Origin of the sequence: Pectobacterium sp. PL64, assembly GCF_022477975.1 — a bacterium.
Lineage (GTDB): Bacteria > Pseudomonadota > Gammaproteobacteria > Enterobacterales > Enterobacteriaceae > Pectobacterium > Pectobacterium jejuense.
Window position 1 is genome coordinate 3739787 of sequence record NZ_CP092070.1, and the last position, 18285, is coordinate 3758071.

14 protein-coding genes and 1 pseudogene are annotated in these 18285 nt (G+C 51.5%); 3 read left to right on the plus strand and 12 right to left on the minus strand.

Features of this window, described 5'->3' with window-relative positions:
- Positions 1-381: 381 nt before the first annotated feature.
- From dapB to ribF, 6 genes and pseudogenes are all read right to left on the minus strand, one after another.
- A complete protein-coding gene (gene dapB / locus HP572_RS16725; RefSeq protein ID WP_240583804.1) occupies positions 382-1203 on the minus strand; it encodes a 4-hydroxy-tetrahydrodipicolinate reductase in 822 nt (273 codons plus the stop codon).
- A gap of 338 nt (positions 1204-1541) precedes the next feature.
- Complete coding sequence (gene ispH / locus HP572_RS16730; protein ID WP_014916702.1) at positions 1542-2492, minus strand: 4-hydroxy-3-methylbut-2-enyl diphosphate reductase; 951 nt, start codon at positions 2490-2492, stop codon at positions 1542-1544.
- Positions 2473-2948 (minus strand): annotated as a pseudogene (fkpB, locus tag HP572_RS16735) (FKBP-type peptidyl-prolyl cis-trans isomerase). The gene ispH and the pseudogene fkpB overlap by 20 nt, the downstream one beginning before the upstream one ends.
- Complete coding sequence (gene lspA / locus HP572_RS16740) at positions 2948-3463, minus strand: signal peptidase II (protein WP_094371036.1); 516 nt, start codon at positions 3461-3463, stop codon at positions 2948-2950. Before lspA ends, fkpB begins: the two are co-directional and overlap by 1 nt.
- Positions 3460-6273 (minus strand): isoleucine--tRNA ligase, encoded by a 2814-nt coding sequence (gene ileS, locus HP572_RS16745; RefSeq protein WP_240583805.1) that lies wholly within the window; start codon positions 6271-6273, stop codon positions 3460-3462. The genes lspA and ileS overlap by 4 nt, the downstream gene beginning before the upstream one ends.
- A 31-nt stretch (positions 6274-6304) precedes the next feature.
- Positions 6305-7246: a bifunctional riboflavin kinase/FAD synthetase gene (gene ribF, locus HP572_RS16750; RefSeq protein WP_240583806.1), complete on the minus strand. Its 942-nt coding sequence runs from the start codon at positions 7244-7246 to the stop codon at positions 6305-6307.
- 425 nt (positions 7247-7671) lie between these two features.
- Between ribF and rpsT the strand changes: the two genes are divergently transcribed.
- Positions 7672-7935: a 30S ribosomal protein S20 gene (rpsT, locus tag HP572_RS16755; protein WP_010681770.1), complete on the plus strand. Its 264-nt coding sequence runs from the start codon at positions 7672-7674 to the stop codon at positions 7933-7935.
- A gap of 37 nt (positions 7936-7972) precedes the next feature.
- Here rpsT and nhaR read toward each other — a convergent pair whose 3' ends face one another.
- The 4 genes from nhaR to dnaK all read right to left on the minus strand — a co-directional run bounded on the left by nhaR (position 7973) and on the right by dnaK (position 13551).
- Positions 7973-8887 (minus strand): transcriptional activator NhaR, encoded by a 915-nt coding sequence (nhaR, locus tag HP572_RS16760; protein ID WP_240583807.1) that lies wholly within the window; start codon positions 8885-8887, stop codon positions 7973-7975.
- Between the two features lie 32 nt (positions 8888-8919).
- Positions 8920-10116 (minus strand): Na+/H+ antiporter NhaA, encoded by a 1197-nt coding sequence (gene nhaA / locus HP572_RS16765; protein ID WP_240583808.1) that lies wholly within the window; start codon positions 10114-10116, stop codon positions 8920-8922.
- A 282-nt stretch (positions 10117-10398) separates the two neighbouring features.
- On the minus strand, positions 10399-11535 hold the full coding sequence (dnaJ, locus tag HP572_RS16770; RefSeq protein WP_205551774.1) for a molecular chaperone DnaJ: 1137 nt from the start codon (positions 11533-11535) through the stop codon (positions 10399-10401).
- Between the two features lie 108 nt (positions 11536-11643).
- On the minus strand, positions 11644-13551 hold the full coding sequence (dnaK, locus tag HP572_RS16775) for a molecular chaperone DnaK (RefSeq protein WP_205551776.1): 1908 nt from the start codon (positions 13549-13551) through the stop codon (positions 11644-11646).
- 483 nt (positions 13552-14034) lie between these two features.
- On the opposite strand from dnaK, the gene satP reads away from it, so the two are divergent.
- Positions 14035-14610 carry an acetate uptake transporter gene (gene satP, locus HP572_RS16780; RefSeq protein ID WP_005973207.1) on the plus strand — a complete coding sequence of 192 codons (576 nt, stop codon included), beginning with the start codon at positions 14035-14037 and terminating at the stop codon, positions 14608-14610.
- Positions 14611-14713: 103 nt separating this feature from the next.
- Here the strand turns inward: satP and HP572_RS16785 are convergent, their stop codons facing one another.
- Together HP572_RS16785 and mog are read right to left on the minus strand one after the other, a co-directional pair.
- The gene (locus HP572_RS16785; RefSeq protein WP_205551778.1) at positions 14714-16051 is read right to left on the minus strand and encodes an MFS transporter; all 1338 of its coding nucleotides are present in this window, start codon (positions 16049-16051) and stop codon (positions 14714-14716) included.
- Positions 16052-16173: 122 nt separating this feature from the next.
- Positions 16174-16761 (minus strand): molybdopterin adenylyltransferase, encoded by a 588-nt coding sequence (gene mog, locus HP572_RS16790; RefSeq protein ID WP_240583809.1) that lies wholly within the window; start codon positions 16759-16761, stop codon positions 16174-16176.
- 389 nt (positions 16762-17150) lie between these two features.
- Between mog and HP572_RS16795 the strand changes: the two genes are divergently transcribed.
- The gene (locus HP572_RS16795) at positions 17151-18239 is read left to right on the plus strand and encodes a GGDEF domain-containing protein (RefSeq protein ID WP_205551782.1); all 1089 of its coding nucleotides are present in this window, start codon (positions 17151-17153) and stop codon (positions 18237-18239) included.
- Positions 18240-18285 lie beyond the last annotated feature (46 nt).

Here is an 18285-nt window from a genome sequence, read left to right on the forward strand (position 1 = left end):
CAATGCAAAAACTACCTGTAAGGCCAATTTTTGGCAAATTGGGCGCATTTTAATGATGGTCTTCCTGATTGTCTACCCAAACCGCTTTTTTTATCTTATTTTTATGCTTTCCGAAATAAATAGCCGCCCACTGACGTAAAAAACCCGATCAACTTAGATAAGTAAACGGTTGCGAGACAACATCGCTAAAATAAGGATAACAAATCGCCAGCAAGGCACATTTCAGGAGTCACAAGGAAGAATTGGTGCTAAAAAACCGAATGAAAAACAGATAAAAAGAAACAATAAACAAAATTTGATATGTAACAGGTAAAAATAAAGGTGATCATAAAAATAACCACCTTTATCAGCTAGATATGATTTTATATAAACAATTAAATACTACAAATCATCCAGAGAAAGCACATCTCTCATATCAAAAATGCCACTTTCTTTCGAACTAATCCAGATAGCGGCTCTTACTGCACCATTGGCAAACGTCATACGGCTGGATGCCTTGTGGGTAATCTCAACGCGCTCGCCAATATCAGCAAACATCGCCGTATGTTCACCGACAATATCGCCCGCTCGCACGGTCGCAAAACCAATGCTTTTCGGATCGCGTTCACCCGTATGGCCTTCACGCGCGTACACGGCACAGGACTTCAGATCGCGTCCCAGCGCATCGGCGATCGCTTCGCCCATCGCCAGCGCGGTGCCCGATGGCGCATCCACTTTGTGGCGGTGGTGTGCTTCAATGATTTCGATATCAGTATAGTCGCCCATGACCTTGGCCGCTTTTTCCAGCAGCTTTAGCATGACATTGACGCCAACGCTGAAGTTCGCCGCAAACACAATCCCGATATCCTGCGCCGCCTGCTTAATCGCCGCTTTCCCTGCGTCATCAAAGCCAGTTGTCCCAATAATCATGCCTTTACGGTGCTGACGACAAAATGCCAGATGCGCTAAGGTGCCTTCCGGACGGGTGAAGTCGATCAAAATATCGAAATCATTCTGCACGGCATCCAGGCTTTCATTCACGGTAATACCGCTTTTACCCAGCCCAGCGAGTTCACCGGCATCGCTTCCTATCAGAGACGAACCTGAACGCTCCAGCGCCGCGCCCAATACCGCGCCGTCCATTTGCTCGATAGCCTGAATCAGCTGGCGTCCCATACGGCCGCCCGCACCTACAACCGCAATACGGATGGATGAATCCTTCATAATGTCTCTCTCTTTTTGATCCTAACGACATAAAAATAACATCAGGTTAACGGGCGCTGCGCACTATCGCCAGCGGATTTACCGCCAGATTAGAAAATACTGTTTGAAGCCGCAGAAAATCAGCAAAACTGTCTCACCACAGACAGCAAAACGACGCATCAGAGCGATGAAAAACCACAAGGGATTTGAAGATAAGCAGAAGTGGTCAAAATTAAACCATATGACATAACGCATAAAAATTCATTTTTATGCATTAACATTTTCATGAGTGAATAACAGCGCGTAAGAAAATGGGGGTATAAAAGCGATAGGGCCGGAGCCCTACCGCAGAAACAGCATTAATCTATCTGTTTGACTTCAACACGCAGCTCTTTCGGCACTTCAAAGACGATGTTTTCTTCACGTCCCTGCATTTCAACCGCCACCTTGCCGCCTAGCTCTTTCAGGCGCTGAATCACCTGTTGTACCAGAATATCCGGTGCCGATGCGCCTGCGGTTACTCCAACATGCGAAGCACCCGCTAGCCATGACTCCTGAATATCTTCCGCTGAATCTATCAGATAAGCCGCTTTCCCCGCGCGCTGTGCCAATTCAGCCAGGCGATTGGAGTTTGAGGAATTTTTAGAGCCGACGACAAACACGACATCCGCCTTATCCGACAAGTGACGAACGGCTTCCTGACGATTGGTCGTGGCATAGCAGATGTCATCTTTACGCGGGCCGACGATCTGCGGGAAACGCTCACGCAACGCATCAATCACCGCATAGGTGTCATCAACAGAAAGCGTGGTTTGCGTCATAAAACATAGATTGCTTTCGTCTTTTACCTGTAGCTGCCAGACATCCTCAGGGGATTCCACCAGATACATGCCACCGTCCGCATTGCTGTACTGCCCCATCGTTCCTTCAACTTCAGGGTGTCCGGCATGCCCGATAAGAATCGCTTCTACGCCTTTCTTACTGGCTCTAGCCACTTCCATATGCACCTTGGTCACCAGCGGACAGGTGGCATCGAATACCGTCAGATCGCGGTTTTTGGCTTCATTACGTACTGCTTGCGAAACGCCATGTGCCGAGAAAATCAGAATCGCACCATCCGGCACGTCTTCAATCTGCTCAATAAAAATTGCACCGCGTTCGCGTAATCCGTTAACCACATAGCGGTTATGTACCACTTCATGACGGACGTAGATCGGCGTACCAAAAAGCTCCAGTGCACGTTCCACAATGCTGATAGCCCGATCGACACCGGCACAAAAGCCGCGCGGATTAGCCAGCAGGATCTGCATGAGTCACCTCCTGTTGTACGGGATCGATATCCAGCACTTCAAGATCGAAGGTAATCGCCTGACCGGATAGCGGGTGGTTGAAATCCACGGTGACCGACTCTTCGGTCACATCGCGGATAATCCCCGGCATATCATTTCCGGCAACGCCGCTGAACAGCATGATGGTACCAACATCCGGCACGCCGGTCTGGGCAAAATCACGACGCAGGAAGAACTGGATCAGGTTCGGATTGGTCGGCCCAAAGGCCGACTCCGGCGGCAGCGTAAACTTGCGTTTATCGCCACGCTTCAATCCCAACAGATGTTGTTCCAACGCGTTTCAGACAGGCTGCCGTCGCCAAGGCGAAACAGCGCTGGTTTGCCGCGCTCACGCGTAGATTCAGCCGCTGAGCCATCCTCTAGCGTCAGAATAAAATGCACCAGCAGCGCGCTGTTATGCTGAACACTCTCGGACATCAGTGACCCTTTTGCTTAACGGTATCAGTATCATCATGCGTACTGAAAAATCCTTCCAGTACGATGAGTGCCGCACCAATACAGATAGCAGTATCGGCAAGGTTAAACGTGGCGAAATGCCAATCACCGACATAGAAGTCGATGAAATCGACAACAAATCCGTGCCATGTCCGGTCGAACAGATTGCCCAGTGCGCCGCCGATAATCAGCGAATACGCAATGTTATTGAGCCGCTGTTTGACGCTGCCACGGTACATCATCACCAGCAGGGCAACCACGATAGCAATCGCGATGCCAGCAAAGAACCAGCGTTGCCAGCCGCCTTTATCCGCCAGGAAGCTGAATGCTGCGCCGTAGTTACGGGCGTAATGCAGATTCAGAGAAGGCATCACTGGCACCGTATCTCCCAGCGCAAAGTGGGCAAGGATCCACTGCTTGCTGCCAAGATCGACAATTAAAACCAGTATCGCCAGCCAGAGCCAGCGCAGTCCACTCGAACAGATCTTATTCATCAGACAAATTTACGCTCTTCGCCATTACCGCCCACGTTAGTCGCACAGCGACCACACACTTCAGGATGCTCGGCATTGCTACCGATATCCGTCTCGTAATGCCAGCAGCGTGGACACTTGTGCCCTTCTGCCTCACTTAAGGCAATTTTCAGTCCGGTGAGTTCCGTTGCCTGCGCGTTATCCGGCGCATTTTCATAACGTTCCACCAGCGCTTTTGACGTCAACAGCGCAAAGTGCAGTTCCTGACGTAGCTGATTCAGCTTACCTGCCAGATTGGCGTCGGCGTACAGCGTGACGGAGGCTTCCAGCGATCCACCAATGCGTTTGTCGTTACGCGCCTGCTCAATGACTTTGTTCACTTCGCTACGCACTTTCAGGACATCCGTCCAGAACGCATCGTTCATGGTTTCTGCGCTATCCAGCGCGAACAGACCGTCATACCACTCTTCGGTAAAGACGTACTGCGCACGTTCGCCCGGCAGGTAGTTCCAGATCTCATCTGCGGTGAAGGACATAATCGGTGCCATCCAGCGTACCAGCGCTTCTGAGATATGGTACAGCGCGGTCTGGCAGCTACGGCGTGCCACGCTGTCGCCTTTTGCCGTGTACTGACGATCTTTAATGATATCCAGATAGAACGAACCCATTTCGATCGAGCAGAACTGCATCAGGCGTTGTACGACGCGGTGAAAATCATAGCTTTCATACGCTTCGAGGATCTCTTCCTGCGCCGCTTTCGCACAGCCGACCGCCCAGCGATCCAGCACAACCATATCTTCTGGTTTCACCATATGTTGCTGTGGATCGAACCCATTCAGGTTCGCCAACAGGAAACGCGCGGTGTTACGGATACGGCGATAGGCATCGGCGGAACGCTTCAGGATCTCATCGGATACGGCGATTTCACCGGAGTAATCCGTTGAACCGATCCACAGGCGCAGAATGTCGGCACCGAGTTTGTTCATTACGTCCTGCGGGCTGACGGTATTCCCGATCGATTTGGACATCTTGCGGCCCTGACCATCAACGGTGAAACCGTGGGTCAGTACCTGACGATAAGGCGCTTTGCCTTTGATCGCCGTAGAGATCATCAGGGAAGACATGAACCAGCCACGATGCTGGTCGGAACCTTCCAGATACATATCCGCTGCGTGACCGCCGAATTCAGGGCGTACATCCACAACAGACGCGTGCGTTGATCCAGAATCGAACCATACGTCCAGCGTGTCCGGCACTTTGACGTAGCTGTCAGCATCCGCACCCAGCACATCGGCCGGATCGAGATCCCACCATGCCTGAATGCCATCGGCTTCAACACGTTTCGCTACCGCTTCGATCAGCTCAGCGGTACGCGGATGCAGTTCTTCCGTCTCTTTGTGGACGAACAGCGACATCGGCACGCCCCAGGTACGCTGACGGGAGATACACCAGTCAGGACGGTTGGCGACCATCGCTTCGATACGCGCCTGACCCCAATCCGGGATCCACTGCACGCCTTTGATTTCAGACAGCGACTGCTTACGCAGGCCTTTCTGATCCATGCTGACAAACCATTGTGGCGTGGCACGGAAAATGATCGGCGACTTGTGACGCCAGCAGCACGGGTAGCTGTGCTGCAATTTCTCTACGTGCAGCAACATGCCTTTTTCACGCAGGATTTCAACGATCAGGTCGTTGGCTTTGAAAACGAATTTGCCATCCAGTTCAGGATAGGTGCCGCTCAGGTAGCAGCCGTTCGGTCCAACCGGGTTGGCGATTTCCAGATTGTATTTCTGGCTGATCACATAGTCGTCAGGACCGTGACCACCGGCGGTATGCACCGCACCGGTACCTGCATCCAGCGTGACGTGCTCGCCCAGAATAGCTGGTACGTCAAAGCCCAGGAACGGATGTTTGAAACGCAGCAGCTCAAGTTCTGCGCCTTTGCAGTCGCCCAGCACTTGCCACTGGGTCACGCCTGCGCGCTTCATCACGCTTTCAACCAGATCGGTCGCCAGAATCAGCGCCTGACCGTCAATCTGCACCAGCTGATAATCGAATTCCGCATTCAGCGAGATCGCACGGTTTGCCGGCAGCGTCCACGGTGTGGTTGTCCAGATCACCAGCGAAACCGGGCCGTCTACGCTACTCACGCCAAATTTGGCTAATACCGCAGCCACATCGCTGGCGTTAAACGCGACATCAATGGATGGAGAGGTTTTGTCGTAATATTCGACTTCCGCTTCCGCCAGCGCGGAACCACAGTCGGCACACCAGTGAACCGGCTTGGCCCCCTTGTGCAGGTGGCCGTTTTCAATGATGCGGCCCAGCGCGCGAATGATGTTCGCTTCGGTTTTGAAATCCATCGTCAGGTAAGGACGATCCCAATCACCTAGCACGCCAAGACGAATAAAGTCGGCTTTCTGACCCGCAACCTGCTCTGCCGCATATTTACGGCACTCAGCGCGAAATTCTGCGGCGCTGACTTTCTCGCCCGGCTTACCGATCAGCTGTTCTACTTTCAGTTCAATCGGCAGACCGTGGCAGTCCCAGCCCGGCACATAAGGGGAGTCGTAGCCAGACAGACCTTTTGATTTAACAATAATATCTTTCAGAATCTTGTTAACTGAGTGACCAATGTGAATGCTGCCGTTCGCGTACGGAGGGCCATCGTGCAGAATGAAGGTCTTCTTTCCCTTCTTCGCATTGCGAATAATCCCGTACAGATCCTGCTCATACCAACGTTTCAGCATGTCAGGTTCGCGCTTGGCCAGATCGCCACGCATCGGGAACCCTGTTTCCGGCAAGTTCAGGGTAGTCTTATAGTCACTCATTAGATTCTCGATTTCGTTTCGGCTAGAAAAATTAAACCGGTGTCTTTAACCCGAAGAACGTCCGGGCTGTCACCACATCATCGGCGATTTGCTGTTTTAACGCATCGAGCGAAGCAAAACGCTGTTCATTACGGATCTTTTTACGCAGTACGACTTCAATATGACGACCATAGAGGTTCATCGTCACGTCCAGCAAATGCACTTCAAGCTGCTGGCGTTTGTCACCGTTTACGGTCGGACGCGTGCCAATGTTGGCAACGCCCGGTAGCGGTTCTTGCCCCAGCCCATAAACGCTGACGGCATACACGCCGCTAACAGGGGAAACCTGACGTTTCAGCGGCAGGTTGGCAGTAGGGAACCCAATGGTTCGCCCCAATTCTTTACCATGTTCCACACGCCCGGAAATGCTGTAAGGATGGCCCAACAGGCTTTCTGCCAGCTCAAGTTCATCACGACTGAGCGCTTCACGTACGGCAGTGCTGCTAACCCGTTTGCCGCTATTACAGAACGAATCGGTGCTGATGACATCAAATCCCGACTCACTTCCAGCCTTCTGTAATAACAGGAAATCTCCCTGACGACCAGCCCCGAAGCGGAAGTCATCTCCCACCACCAGAAACTTCACGCCCAATTTTTTCACCAGCAGGGAAGAAACGAACGTCTCCGCATCGTTGGCGGCAAAACGTGCGTCGAATCTGACGCACAGCAGATAGTCCACGCCGGCCTGCGCCAGATATTTCACTTTGTCACGCAGACGCGTCAGACGGGCAGGCGCTTTTTCCGCAGCAAAGAGCTCCAGCGGCTGTGGTTCAAAAATCATGACCATCACCGGCAGCCCACGAGCGCGACCTTCCTGCTTCAGTCGTTCAAGCAGCATTTGGTGTCCGAGGTGCACGCCGTCAAAATTACCAATAGTGAGCACACAGCCGTAATGGTGTGCCCGAAGATTGTGTATACCGCGAATTAGCTGCATGGCTGGCCCAGAACAAAGGGTTAATATTATGGAAATCGGCGGATTATACCTTGTACAGCGAGTAAGGTTAACCCGCGATTCGCGCCTTTTGCAGCCACCTTGTAAATCGTGCCAGTATTTGCACGTTTTTTAGCGGAATCATCGATGGATGACGCCTATGCGCAGAATATCCAGACGACGGACAGCGCATGCAATCCGACTTTACCGATGACAGACAGGGCTTTATCAAATTCAGGATGAATTTATGATGCGAAAAGCTGTATTCCACCGCGTGAAGCTGCTAAAATCCTGCGCCATCACAACGTAACAAGTGTCGACGTACAAACGACGCTTATTTGCACAAATCCATTGACAAACGAAGGCTAAACGAGCATATTCCACGGCCTTTGAATTGTCCTCGATTGAATATATTTGGGAGTTGGACCTTGGCTAATATCAAATCAGCTAAGAAACGCGCCGTACAATCTGAGAAGCGCCGTAAGCATAACGCAAGCCGTCGCTCAATGATGCGTACTTTCATCAAGAAAGTATACGCGGCGATCGCTACTGGCGATAAAGAAGCGGCACAGAAAGCATTTAATGACATGCAACCGATCGTGGATCGCCAGGCTGGTAAAGGCCTGATCCACAAGAACAAAGCTGCACGTCATAAATCCAATCTGGTTGCGCGCATCAACGCCATGCAATAATCACGCATCTGCGTGTTGTTGCTAAGAAAAAACCGGCCTAGGCCGGTTTTTTTGTGTCTGTAGTATCACGGAAGAGCGCTGAAAAATCCGCGTTACAGACGCGCTGTACAGCCGGATGTTGGATCATTCTGGCCGCAAAAATCGCGTAATACTCATCCTGAATGTTCTCGATCCTGCCGATCTCGACGATATCGCCCTGCTGGTAGATTTCATTGGCATACAGCGACGGGGCAACGAAAATCGCGTCGTTATTAATGCCGAACGCGGTCATCAGCGCCGCATCATCAAACTCGCCCAAAATAGTCGTCTGAATGTTCTGCGCAGTAAACCAGTTCAGCAGCTTACGTCCCAGCATAGTTCGCCGCCCAGGAATCAGCAGCTTACGTTGTTCAAGGCAGGCGGGAAAAGGCAGTTCAGGCTGCGGACGTTTACAATAAAAACTCACACCACATTCGCCCAGCTTGATTGAAAACAGCCCTTCCTGCTGCGTCGAATCCACCGGACAATCTGACAGAATCATATCCAGCTTATGCTGACTCAACTGCTCCAGCAGCATTTCGTGCGTCGACTCAAAACAGCGTAAATGGATATGTTCCTGTTCCGTTACGACCGTTTCCAGCACCCTGCTCACCAGCCGTTTGGACAGCGCATCGGCCACGCCGACATCGAATAACAGATTCGATTCTTTGCGGTAGTTCACAATATCCAACATTTCCTGGCTAAGCTGGAACATGCTATCCGCATAGCGAAAAACAAGCTGTCCCAGCTCCGTCGGTTCCAGCCCGCGCCCCTTACGTTTGAAGAGCTTGCCCTGTAAACGCTCTTCCAGGCATTTGATTTGCCCGGTAATAGTCTGCGGCGTTAAGAACAGCATTTCTGCCGCACCAGCCACGGATCCCGACTTATAAACCTGCCAGAAATAATAGAGATGATTAAAATTCAAATGAGACACACCCGCCCCCTCTTCGCGCCTCCGGCATAGCATCAACCCTTACACGGTTGCATCGCCTTGTCCAGCGTAGGCAACACCCCGCGTAGCGCCAGATAGCCAAGCAGCGCAGCCAGCCCCGATGCCAGCAGAATTCCCAGCTTGGCATAGGTAATCAATTCCGCATCGCCGCCGGAGAAGGCCAGCAGCGTAATGAATATCGACATGGTAAAGCCGATGCCACACAGCACTGACACCGCCATAATCTGGCTAAAATGAACACCAACGGGCAGACGCGCATAGCCCAGCCGGATGGTTAGCCAACTGAACAAAGTAATGCCCAGCGGTTTACCAATCAGCAACCCGGCGGCAATGCCAAGGCTCAAAGGGGAAAACAGTTTTTCCAGCACAATCCCCTGCAACACAATGCCTGCGTTCGCGAAGGCAAACAGCGGAATAATCAGAAACGCGACCCACGTTTGTAAGCCATGTTCCAGCGTGGTTGCCGGAGAAGATTCCCCGTTGGACGTGCGCAAAGGAATAAAGAATCCGACGATCACTCCAGCCAGCGTCGCGTGAACACCACATTTCAGAATACAGACCCACAGGACGATCCCCACCAGCAAATAGGCGGAGGTTTTACCAACCTGCTGCCGGTTCATATAGGCCAGCGCCGCAATCGCCAGCACCGCACCACCCAGTGCAGGCCAGAAGATCTGCTGCGTATAAAACAGAGCGATAATCAGGATCGCCCCCAGATCGTCAATGATCGCCAGCGCTAGCAGGAAGACTTTCAGCCCAGCGGGAACACGCTTGCCCAATAACGTCAGCACACCAACAGCGAACGCGATATCTGTCGCTGCAGGAATCGCCCAGCCAGCGCGTGTCGTCTCATCATTGGCGTTGAAAAGCAGAAAGAGCAAGGCAGGAAAAATCATTCCGCCCACCGCAGCCGCCAGTGGCAGCATCGCCTGCTGACGGCTGGCTAACGTGCCTTCAACGAGCTCGCGTTTCACTTCCAGGCCAATCAGCAGGAAGAAAATTGCCATCAGCCCATCGTTAATCCACAGCAGCAGGTTCTTATTGATTTCCAGTGCGCCAAACCGCATTTCCACCGGCATCATCAGGAATTGTTGATAGCCAGCGGCAGTCACAGACCAGTTGGCAAACGCGATCGCCAAAACCGTTGCCATCATTAGCATCACACCAGCGGCGGCATCCAATCGAATAAAGCGACGAATCATTGTTATCATTGACTTAATCTCCCATCAGGCACAAACGCTAATACCGCACGTTCGCTTTCTTGCTGGCAAGATTACGTGACCTAACCACTCGTTAAAAGCAGATTAAAACTGGCTTAATCATCGTAAAAAACGATCTATTAAATTGAGGCTCTAGAGGAAGGAATAAAAAATATCGGGGCGTTTTTCAACATTGCGCAGCAACGGTCGCAAGGTGGCGGACAGGGATCTCCGTCATAAAAAAACCGGCAGGTTTACCCCACCGGTTTCTTATCACGCGTTAACGACAAACCATTAACGGGTTAAATCATCGAAAAATTTCTTCACGCCATCGAAAAAGTTTTTCGAGCGCGGGCTATTTCTCTCGCCAGACGGGCCACCAAAGCTCTCATCAAGCTCTTGCAACAGTTGTCTTTGACGCTCGTTCAGGTTAACCGGCGTTTCTACAACCACACGGCACAGCAGATCGCCCTGCGCACCGCCACGTACCGATTTCACGCCTTTGCCACGCATACGGAACAGTTTTCCGGTTTGCGTTTCGGCAGGCACTTTCAGCTTCACGCGGCCATCCAGCGTCGGAACTTCAATCTCGCCGCCTAATGCTGCCATCGCAAAATTAATCGGCACTTCGCAGTACAGATTGTTTTCTTCACGCTGGAAGATCGGGTGCGCTTTAACCTGCACCTGAACGTACAAATCACCTGACGGTGCGCCGTGCTCGCCCGCTTCGCCTTCACCAGACAAACGGATACGGTCGCCCGTGTCCACGCCCGCCGGAATTTTCACCGACAGCGTTTTGCTCTTTTCTACGCGACCATGACCGTGACATTTGACGCACGGATCTTTAATGATCTTACCGCGACCATGACAGTGCGGACACGCTTGCTGCACGGTAAAGAAGCCCTGACGCATCTGAACCTGACCATTACCATGACAGGTCGGACAGGTGATCGGGGAGCTACCCGGCTTCGCGCCGTTGCCGTGGCACACATCACACTCTTCGAGTGCGGGAATACGGATCTCTTTGGTGACGCCACGTACCGCTTCTTCCAGCGTCAACTCCATGTTGTAGCGTAAATCGGATCCACGGCTCGCGCGCTGACGGCGACCGCCGCCAAAGATATCTCCGAACACGTCGCCAAAAATATCACCAAAATCGGCACCGCCGCCGCCAAAGCCACCGCCGCCTCCGCCCATACCACCTTGCTCAAACGCCGCGTGACCGTACTGATCGTAGGCTGCGCGTTTTTGCGAATCAATAAGGATTTCGTAGGCTTCTTTGATCTCTTTGAACTTGGCTTCTGCCTCGTTATCACCAGGATTACGGTCCGGGTGGTACTTCATCGCCAGACGCTTGTATGCTTTCTTTATTTCGCGCTCATCCGCGTTTTTAGCAACGCCCAGGCTTTCGTAATAATCTTGCTTCGCCATTTCTTTTCCTGCCCCTCAACATGCGTGCACGGGCGCAGAGTTTCCTCGACGCCCGTGCTGATTGCCAGCAGTAGCCTTGTGGCTGCTACTGCGCCCGCTCAAGGGCGATTACTTTTTATCTTTGACTTCTTCAAACTCAGCATCAACGACATCGTCGTCGCGACGAGCAGAAGCATCATCAGCGGCACCTTCAGCGCCTGGCTGTGGCTGAGACGCTTCCAGCAGCTTGCCGGAAACCTGAACCAGCGCCTGAATTTTCGCTTCGATGTCTGCTTTGTCTTCGCCTTTCAGCGCGCTTTCCAGCGCTTTTAGTGCATCGTCAATCGCAGTTTTGTCATCAGCGGCCAGTTTGTCGCCCACTTCTTCCAGCTGCTTACGCGTGCTGTGCAGAAGGTGATCGCCCTGGTTACGAGCCTGAACCAGCTCTTCAAACTTACGGTCAGATTCCGCATTTGCTTCTGCGTCACGTACCATTTTCTGGATTTCTTCTTCGTTCAGACCAGAAGATGCCTTGATGGTGATTTTCTGCTCGCGGCCGCTGTTTTTGTCTTTCGCGGAAACGTGCAGGATACCGTCAGCATCGATGTCAAAAGTCACTTCGATCTGTGGCATACCGCGCGGTGCAGCCTGAATACCATCCAGGTTAAACTGACCCAGAGATTTGTTATCGTGCGCACGCTTACGCTCACCCTGCAGAACATGGATCGTTACCGCAGACTGGTTGTCTTCCGCCGTCGAGAACACCTGACTGTGTTTAGTCGGGATCGTCGTGTTTTTAGCGATCAGCGGAGTCATCACGCCGCCCATCGTTTCGATACCCAGAGACAGCGGGGTTACGTCCAGCAGCAGAACGTCTTTCACGTCACCTGACAAGACACCGCCCTGAACCGCAGCACCGATAGCAACAGCTTCGTCCGGGTTCACGTCTTTACGTGGCTCTTTACCGAAGAAATCAGCAACTTTCTTCTGTACCAGAGGCATACGCGTCTGACCACCAACCAGAATCACGTCCTGAATTTCAGAAACGGACAGGCCAGCATCCTGCAACGCCACTTTCAGCGGCTCCAGAGAACGGTTCACCAGCTCTTCTACCAGTGATTCCAGTTTCGCACGCGTTACTTTAATATTCAGGTGCTTAGGACCGGTAGCGTCCGCCGTGATGTACGGCAGGTTAACGTCGGTCTGCTGTGCAGAAGACAGCTCGATCTTGGCTTTTTCTGCTGCTTCTTTCAGACGCTGCATAGCCAGTGGATCGTTGCGCAGGTCGAAACCTTGCTCTTTCTTAAATTCGTCAACCAGATAGTTGATCATGCGGCTATCGAAGTCTTCACCACCCAGGTGCGTATCACCGTTGGTCGCCAGAACTTCAAAGGTTTTTTCGCCATCAACTTCGTCGATTTCGATGATGGAAATATCGAACGTACCGCCGCCCAGGTCGTAAACCGCGATAGTGCGGTTGCCAACTTCTTTATCCAGACCGTACGCCAGCGCTGCCGCTGTCGGTTCGTTGATGATACGTTTGACTTCCAGACCCGCGATACGGCCGGCATCTTTAGTTGCCTGACGCTGCGCATCGTTAAAGTAAGCGGGTACGGTGATAACCGCTTCGGTGATGGTCTCACCCAGATAGTCTTCCGCCGTTTTCTTCATTTTTTTCAGCACTTCAGCTGAAATCTGCGGCGGAGCCATTTTCTGATCTTTCACTTCCAGCCATGCATCGCCATTATCTGCCGCGATGATTTTGTACGGCATGATGTTGGCATCACGCTGAACTTCTTCGTCTTTGAAACGACGGCCAATCAGGCGCTTGATAGCAAACAGTGTATTTTTCGGGTTGGTCACTGCCTGACGTTTAGCCGGTTGGCCAACCAGAGTTTCACCATCTTGCGTATAAGCAATGATTGAAGGCGTGGTGCGATCGCCTTCGCTATTTTCCAGTACTTTTACCTGAGTACCGTCAATAATCGCGACACAAGAGTTGGTTGTACCCAGGTCGATACCAATAATCTTACCCATCTAAACATCTCCACTAAAAAGTCATATTCGGTGTGGTGGTTAAACCTACTGTGCGGGCGAAATGTCATTTTTCAACAAGATTTCTCGTTTTCTAACGACACACCCTCGTTTTTCATCAGCAGCACACGTTTCATTTTCATGCTAACCACCGATGTAACGGCCCGACACACGCCTTTGCGGCAGGTCAAACTGTTTCGGTTGGAAATAAGATGGGGCCAACATTTCTATCATCAAGGGGGGAAGATGAAAAAAAATGACCTTTATCCCTCGTACGATCAAACTATTCTGCCTTCCCCATGTTGTGTCCGTTCCAAACGCCCGATATGATGCCGCGCCCGCCGCAGAAATGGGGACATTTCCCTACATAATGGCGGGCAATAACACCTAAACGACACCTATCCCAACGTGATTGGCGCACTCGCTAACCTTAATGCCGCGCCCGACGCGAAGGGACTATTAATAATCTGTTATTGCAGAGGATTTATGAGCACGAACACGTTGGCAAATCCTGGTCCATTAGGACTGATGGGCTTCGGGATGACCACTATTCTGTTGAACCTGCACAACGCAGGCTTTTTCCCACTTTCTTCCATCATTCTCAGCATGGGTATTTTCTACGGCGGCATCGCCCAGATTCTGGCTGGCCTGCTGGAATATAAAAAAGGGAATACGTTTGGCGTGACCGCATTTACGTCTTATGGCGCATTCTGGCTGACGCTGGTTGCCATTCTCGTACTGCCAAAAATGGGTCTGGCGGAAGCCAGCGATGCGCAATTCCTTGGCGTATTCCTTGGCCTGTGGGGCGTCTTCACGCTGTTTATGTTCTTCGGTACATTCGGCACCAACCGCGCCCTGCAATTTGTATTCGGTAGCCTGACCGTGCTGTTTGCTCTGCTGGCCGTAGGCAACTTTACCGGCAACCACGCTCTGCTGACCTTCGCGGGTTACGAAGGCATCATCTGTGGCGCTAGCGCGATTTATCTGGCAATGGCTGAAGTGCTGAACGAGAAGTTTGGCCGCACCGTACTGCCAATTGGTGCTCGTGGCGCGTCTCACTAAGTTCTGACGTAATACAAGTTCTGCGTTACATGCTAACGAGCCCTGTCAGATTGACAGGGCTCGTTTGTTTTTGATGACGTACTATTTTTTGATAACAGTGTGCTTAAACTTCGACGGGCGAACGATCGCGCGCGTCGCTATCGGCCGAAGCACGTGAGTCCGCATCCAGATCGCGCTGCAAGTAAATCCCCAACAGCAATCCCACGGCAGCCAGCGTCAGGACATAGAAAGCAGGCGCCATCGGCGTCGCCTTCATAATCAGCGTCACGAAGACGGGCGTCAGGCCACCGAAAATGGCGTAGGAAACGTTGTAGGAAAAAGAAATCCCGGAGAACCGCACCGCCGCCGGGAACGCCCGCACCATGACATACGGTACGCCGCCCACCACACCAACGCTGAGCCCCACAATCGCATAGCTGACAAAGAGCAACGTCGTGCTGCTTGCTGCCGAGCTATAAAAGAACCAGCTACAGGCGGCCAACGACAGGCTACCCACCATAAACAGCTTGCTGGCACCGAAACGGTCAACCAGCAGCCCCGCGCCGACGCAGCCCACCATCAGCGCAATCGTTGCCAGGCAGTTCGCCTGCAATGCCAGCGCAGCAGGAATGCCGTGGACTTTTTGCAAGTAGGTAGGAGCCATCAGAATCACGACGACAATGCACGCAGACAGCAGCCAGGTCAGCAGCATTGAAACCACAACCGCACGTTTATGATTTAAGACGACAGATTTCAGCGGCAGTTCTTCCGCCAGCTTTTTCTGCTCACGCATTTCCATAAAAATGGGGGTTTCCTGCAACCAACGGCGCAGATACATAGCGACAAGGCCGAATACCCCGCCGATGAAGAACGGCAGACGCCAGCCACCGCCCGACATCTGCTCTGGCGTGAGCACCGTGTTCAGCAACGTCGCGATCAGCGAGCCCAACAGAATCCCCATCGTCAAGCCGGCAGTCAGCGTACCGCAGGCAAACCCAATGCGGGCGCGCGGCACATGTTCCGCAACGAAGACCCACGCACCGGGGACTTCCCCACCGATTGCGGCACCTTGCAGCACGCGCATTAACAGCAGTAAAAGTGGCGCCGCAATACCAATGGCTTCATAGGTTGGCAGCAAGCCCATTGCCAGCGTCGGTAACGCCATCAGCAATATGCTCAGGCTGAACATTTTCTTACGTCCACTCTTGTCGCCAAAGTGGGCCATGATGATGCCCCCAAGCGGGCGGGCCAGATAGCCTGCGGCGAAAATACCGAACGTCTGTACCTGCCGCAGCCATTCAGGAATATCTGGTGGGAAAAAGAGATCGCCAATCACGGCAGCAAAGAAGACGAAAATAATAAAATCGTAAAACTCTAACGCGCCACCCAGCGCAGCCAGAGACAACGTTTTATAGTCCTGCCGGTTCAACCGGCGAGGATGGGCGTGTTGATCCTGAGTCATAAGTTACCGTGCATTGCCAGAGTGAGAAAAACATCACCGCAGTGTGTAAAGTATAAATTACTATAGCGGCAAAATTTTTATACACCAGCAAAGCTGAATCTTATGTTTCAAATCGCCTAACTTCAGTTTTTTATTTCGCGCACGGCATTTTTAGGGCGAAAAGCTGCTACCACATCCGTATTGGTTTCAATATAAGGGCCTTCCAGCAGCTGGATACAATACGGTACGCTGGCAAAAATACCGGCCACAACCACCTTGCCATCTGCATCTTTTAAGCCTTCCAGCGTTTCCTTAATCGACTTGGGTTGCCCTGGAAGATTAAGAATCAGCGCTTGTTTACGCAGCACGCCCACCTGGCGTGAAAGGATCGCGGTAGGAACGAAGCGCAGGCTAATCTGTCGCATTTGTTCGCCAAACCCCGGCATTTCTCGATCGGCAACGGCCATCGTGGCATCCGGCGTGACATCACGACGTGCGGGCCCCGTTCCCCCAGTTGTCAGCACCAGATGACAGCTGCGTTCATCAACCAGTTCACACAGCGTTTGTTCAATCATCGGCTGTTCATCCGGCACCAGCCGGGTTTCCACTTCAAAAGGCGTGGTCAAGGCACTGCGGAGCCAGGATTCCAGTTCTGGGATGCCTTTATCCTGATAAACCCCGCCGGAAGCGCGATCGGATACGGAGACCAAACCAATACGCAATACGTTCATAAGCACCTCAGTTTAAACAAAACACTAATTTTATCAGGATATTGACGGCTTTTAGCAAACAATTCGCTCTCATAAGGAAATTCACACGATGTTCGTTATTTCACGCCGAGCGCGGTATGACATTTGATAATAATTATTAAATAGCGTCTCAAAAAAATCAGGGGATTACTGAAATTAATAATAACGCTACGCAATTAAAACTTAAGAATAGTTGGCAAATAAAAAAGATCGTTTACCTATTAAGAGCAGATGAAATAAGCCGATAGATTAAAGAGAAAAAGGATGGTACCTACCACGACAGAACATCACGTAAAATCAAATAATATGATAAAATTAAAGCACTTCTTTAGTATCACAATAAGTAAAAAAGCCCTATCAAGGAAGTCGCCATGAACGATCTTAAGTATAAGATACTTAAACTTTTTGCCCATCCGACATACGCATTTCTTCTGTTCGGGGCGATTTCCTTTATCTTCACCATCGTTATTATGCATGAAGCCAATAAATCGACCTGGAAAACAGAACGGATAAATCTTGATACCGCGATCAAAACCTACGGCTCCTACACCAATAGCGGTGAGGTAACCGAAAGCGATATGATTCGACAATCCGGCACGTATTTATTGTCACGTACCAGAACATTTGCCTTTCACACGCGGGATTCGCGTAGCGAATGCATAAACAAGCTTTCCTCTTCCGATCTCAATTTCAACGATATGGCCGTAATTCGCACCTGCCAAAATAAACTGCCCTCTATCGGGGACTATGCAGGTAAAAACACGCTGACAATTATTTTCCCTATTCTGTCGCCAACCGATGAATTACTGGGTATCTGGATAAGAACAACGTCAGAAAACCCACCACCATCATTTATCCAGACGATGTTCTCCCTGTCCTCACTTCTCGTTATTACTGGCAGCGTGCTGCTCTTCGCTATTTTAGGCAGCCTGCTGTCCGTGCTGACGAAAAAATATTTGGTGGAACTGCCCATCATCGCGCGGTATGACGATCTCACCGGTTATTTGCGGCGAGACGCGTTCTTTCTGGCCGCCAATAAAGCCTTTAGTATCGCCAACCTGACCAAGCGCCCCGTTAGCGTCATTCTGATCGACATCGACTACTTTAAGCAGGTGAATGATAGCTTTGGGCATGGCGTCGGGGATGATGCGTTGAAGTTTGTTGCCGACACCTTCAAGAAATCATTTCGCCGTGAAGATATTTTTGGCCGAATTGGCGGCGATGAATTCGCGATCGTATTACCGAATACCGGATTAGACGATGCGTACACCATCGTGGACAAAGCAAGAGAGCGCGTTAGCGACACGCCTTGTGAAACCGCCGCGGGGAAAATCAGGCTGACGGTCAGTATTGGGCTGGTTGAATACTATATCGCTGGGGAAGATCTTAGCGAGGTCATGAAGCGTGCCGATGATAATCTTTATATCGCGAAGAAAACCCGTAACGCGACGGCAAAATAGCCCTATTCCCTCCACGAGACCAAACTGCAGACAAAAAAATAGCCGG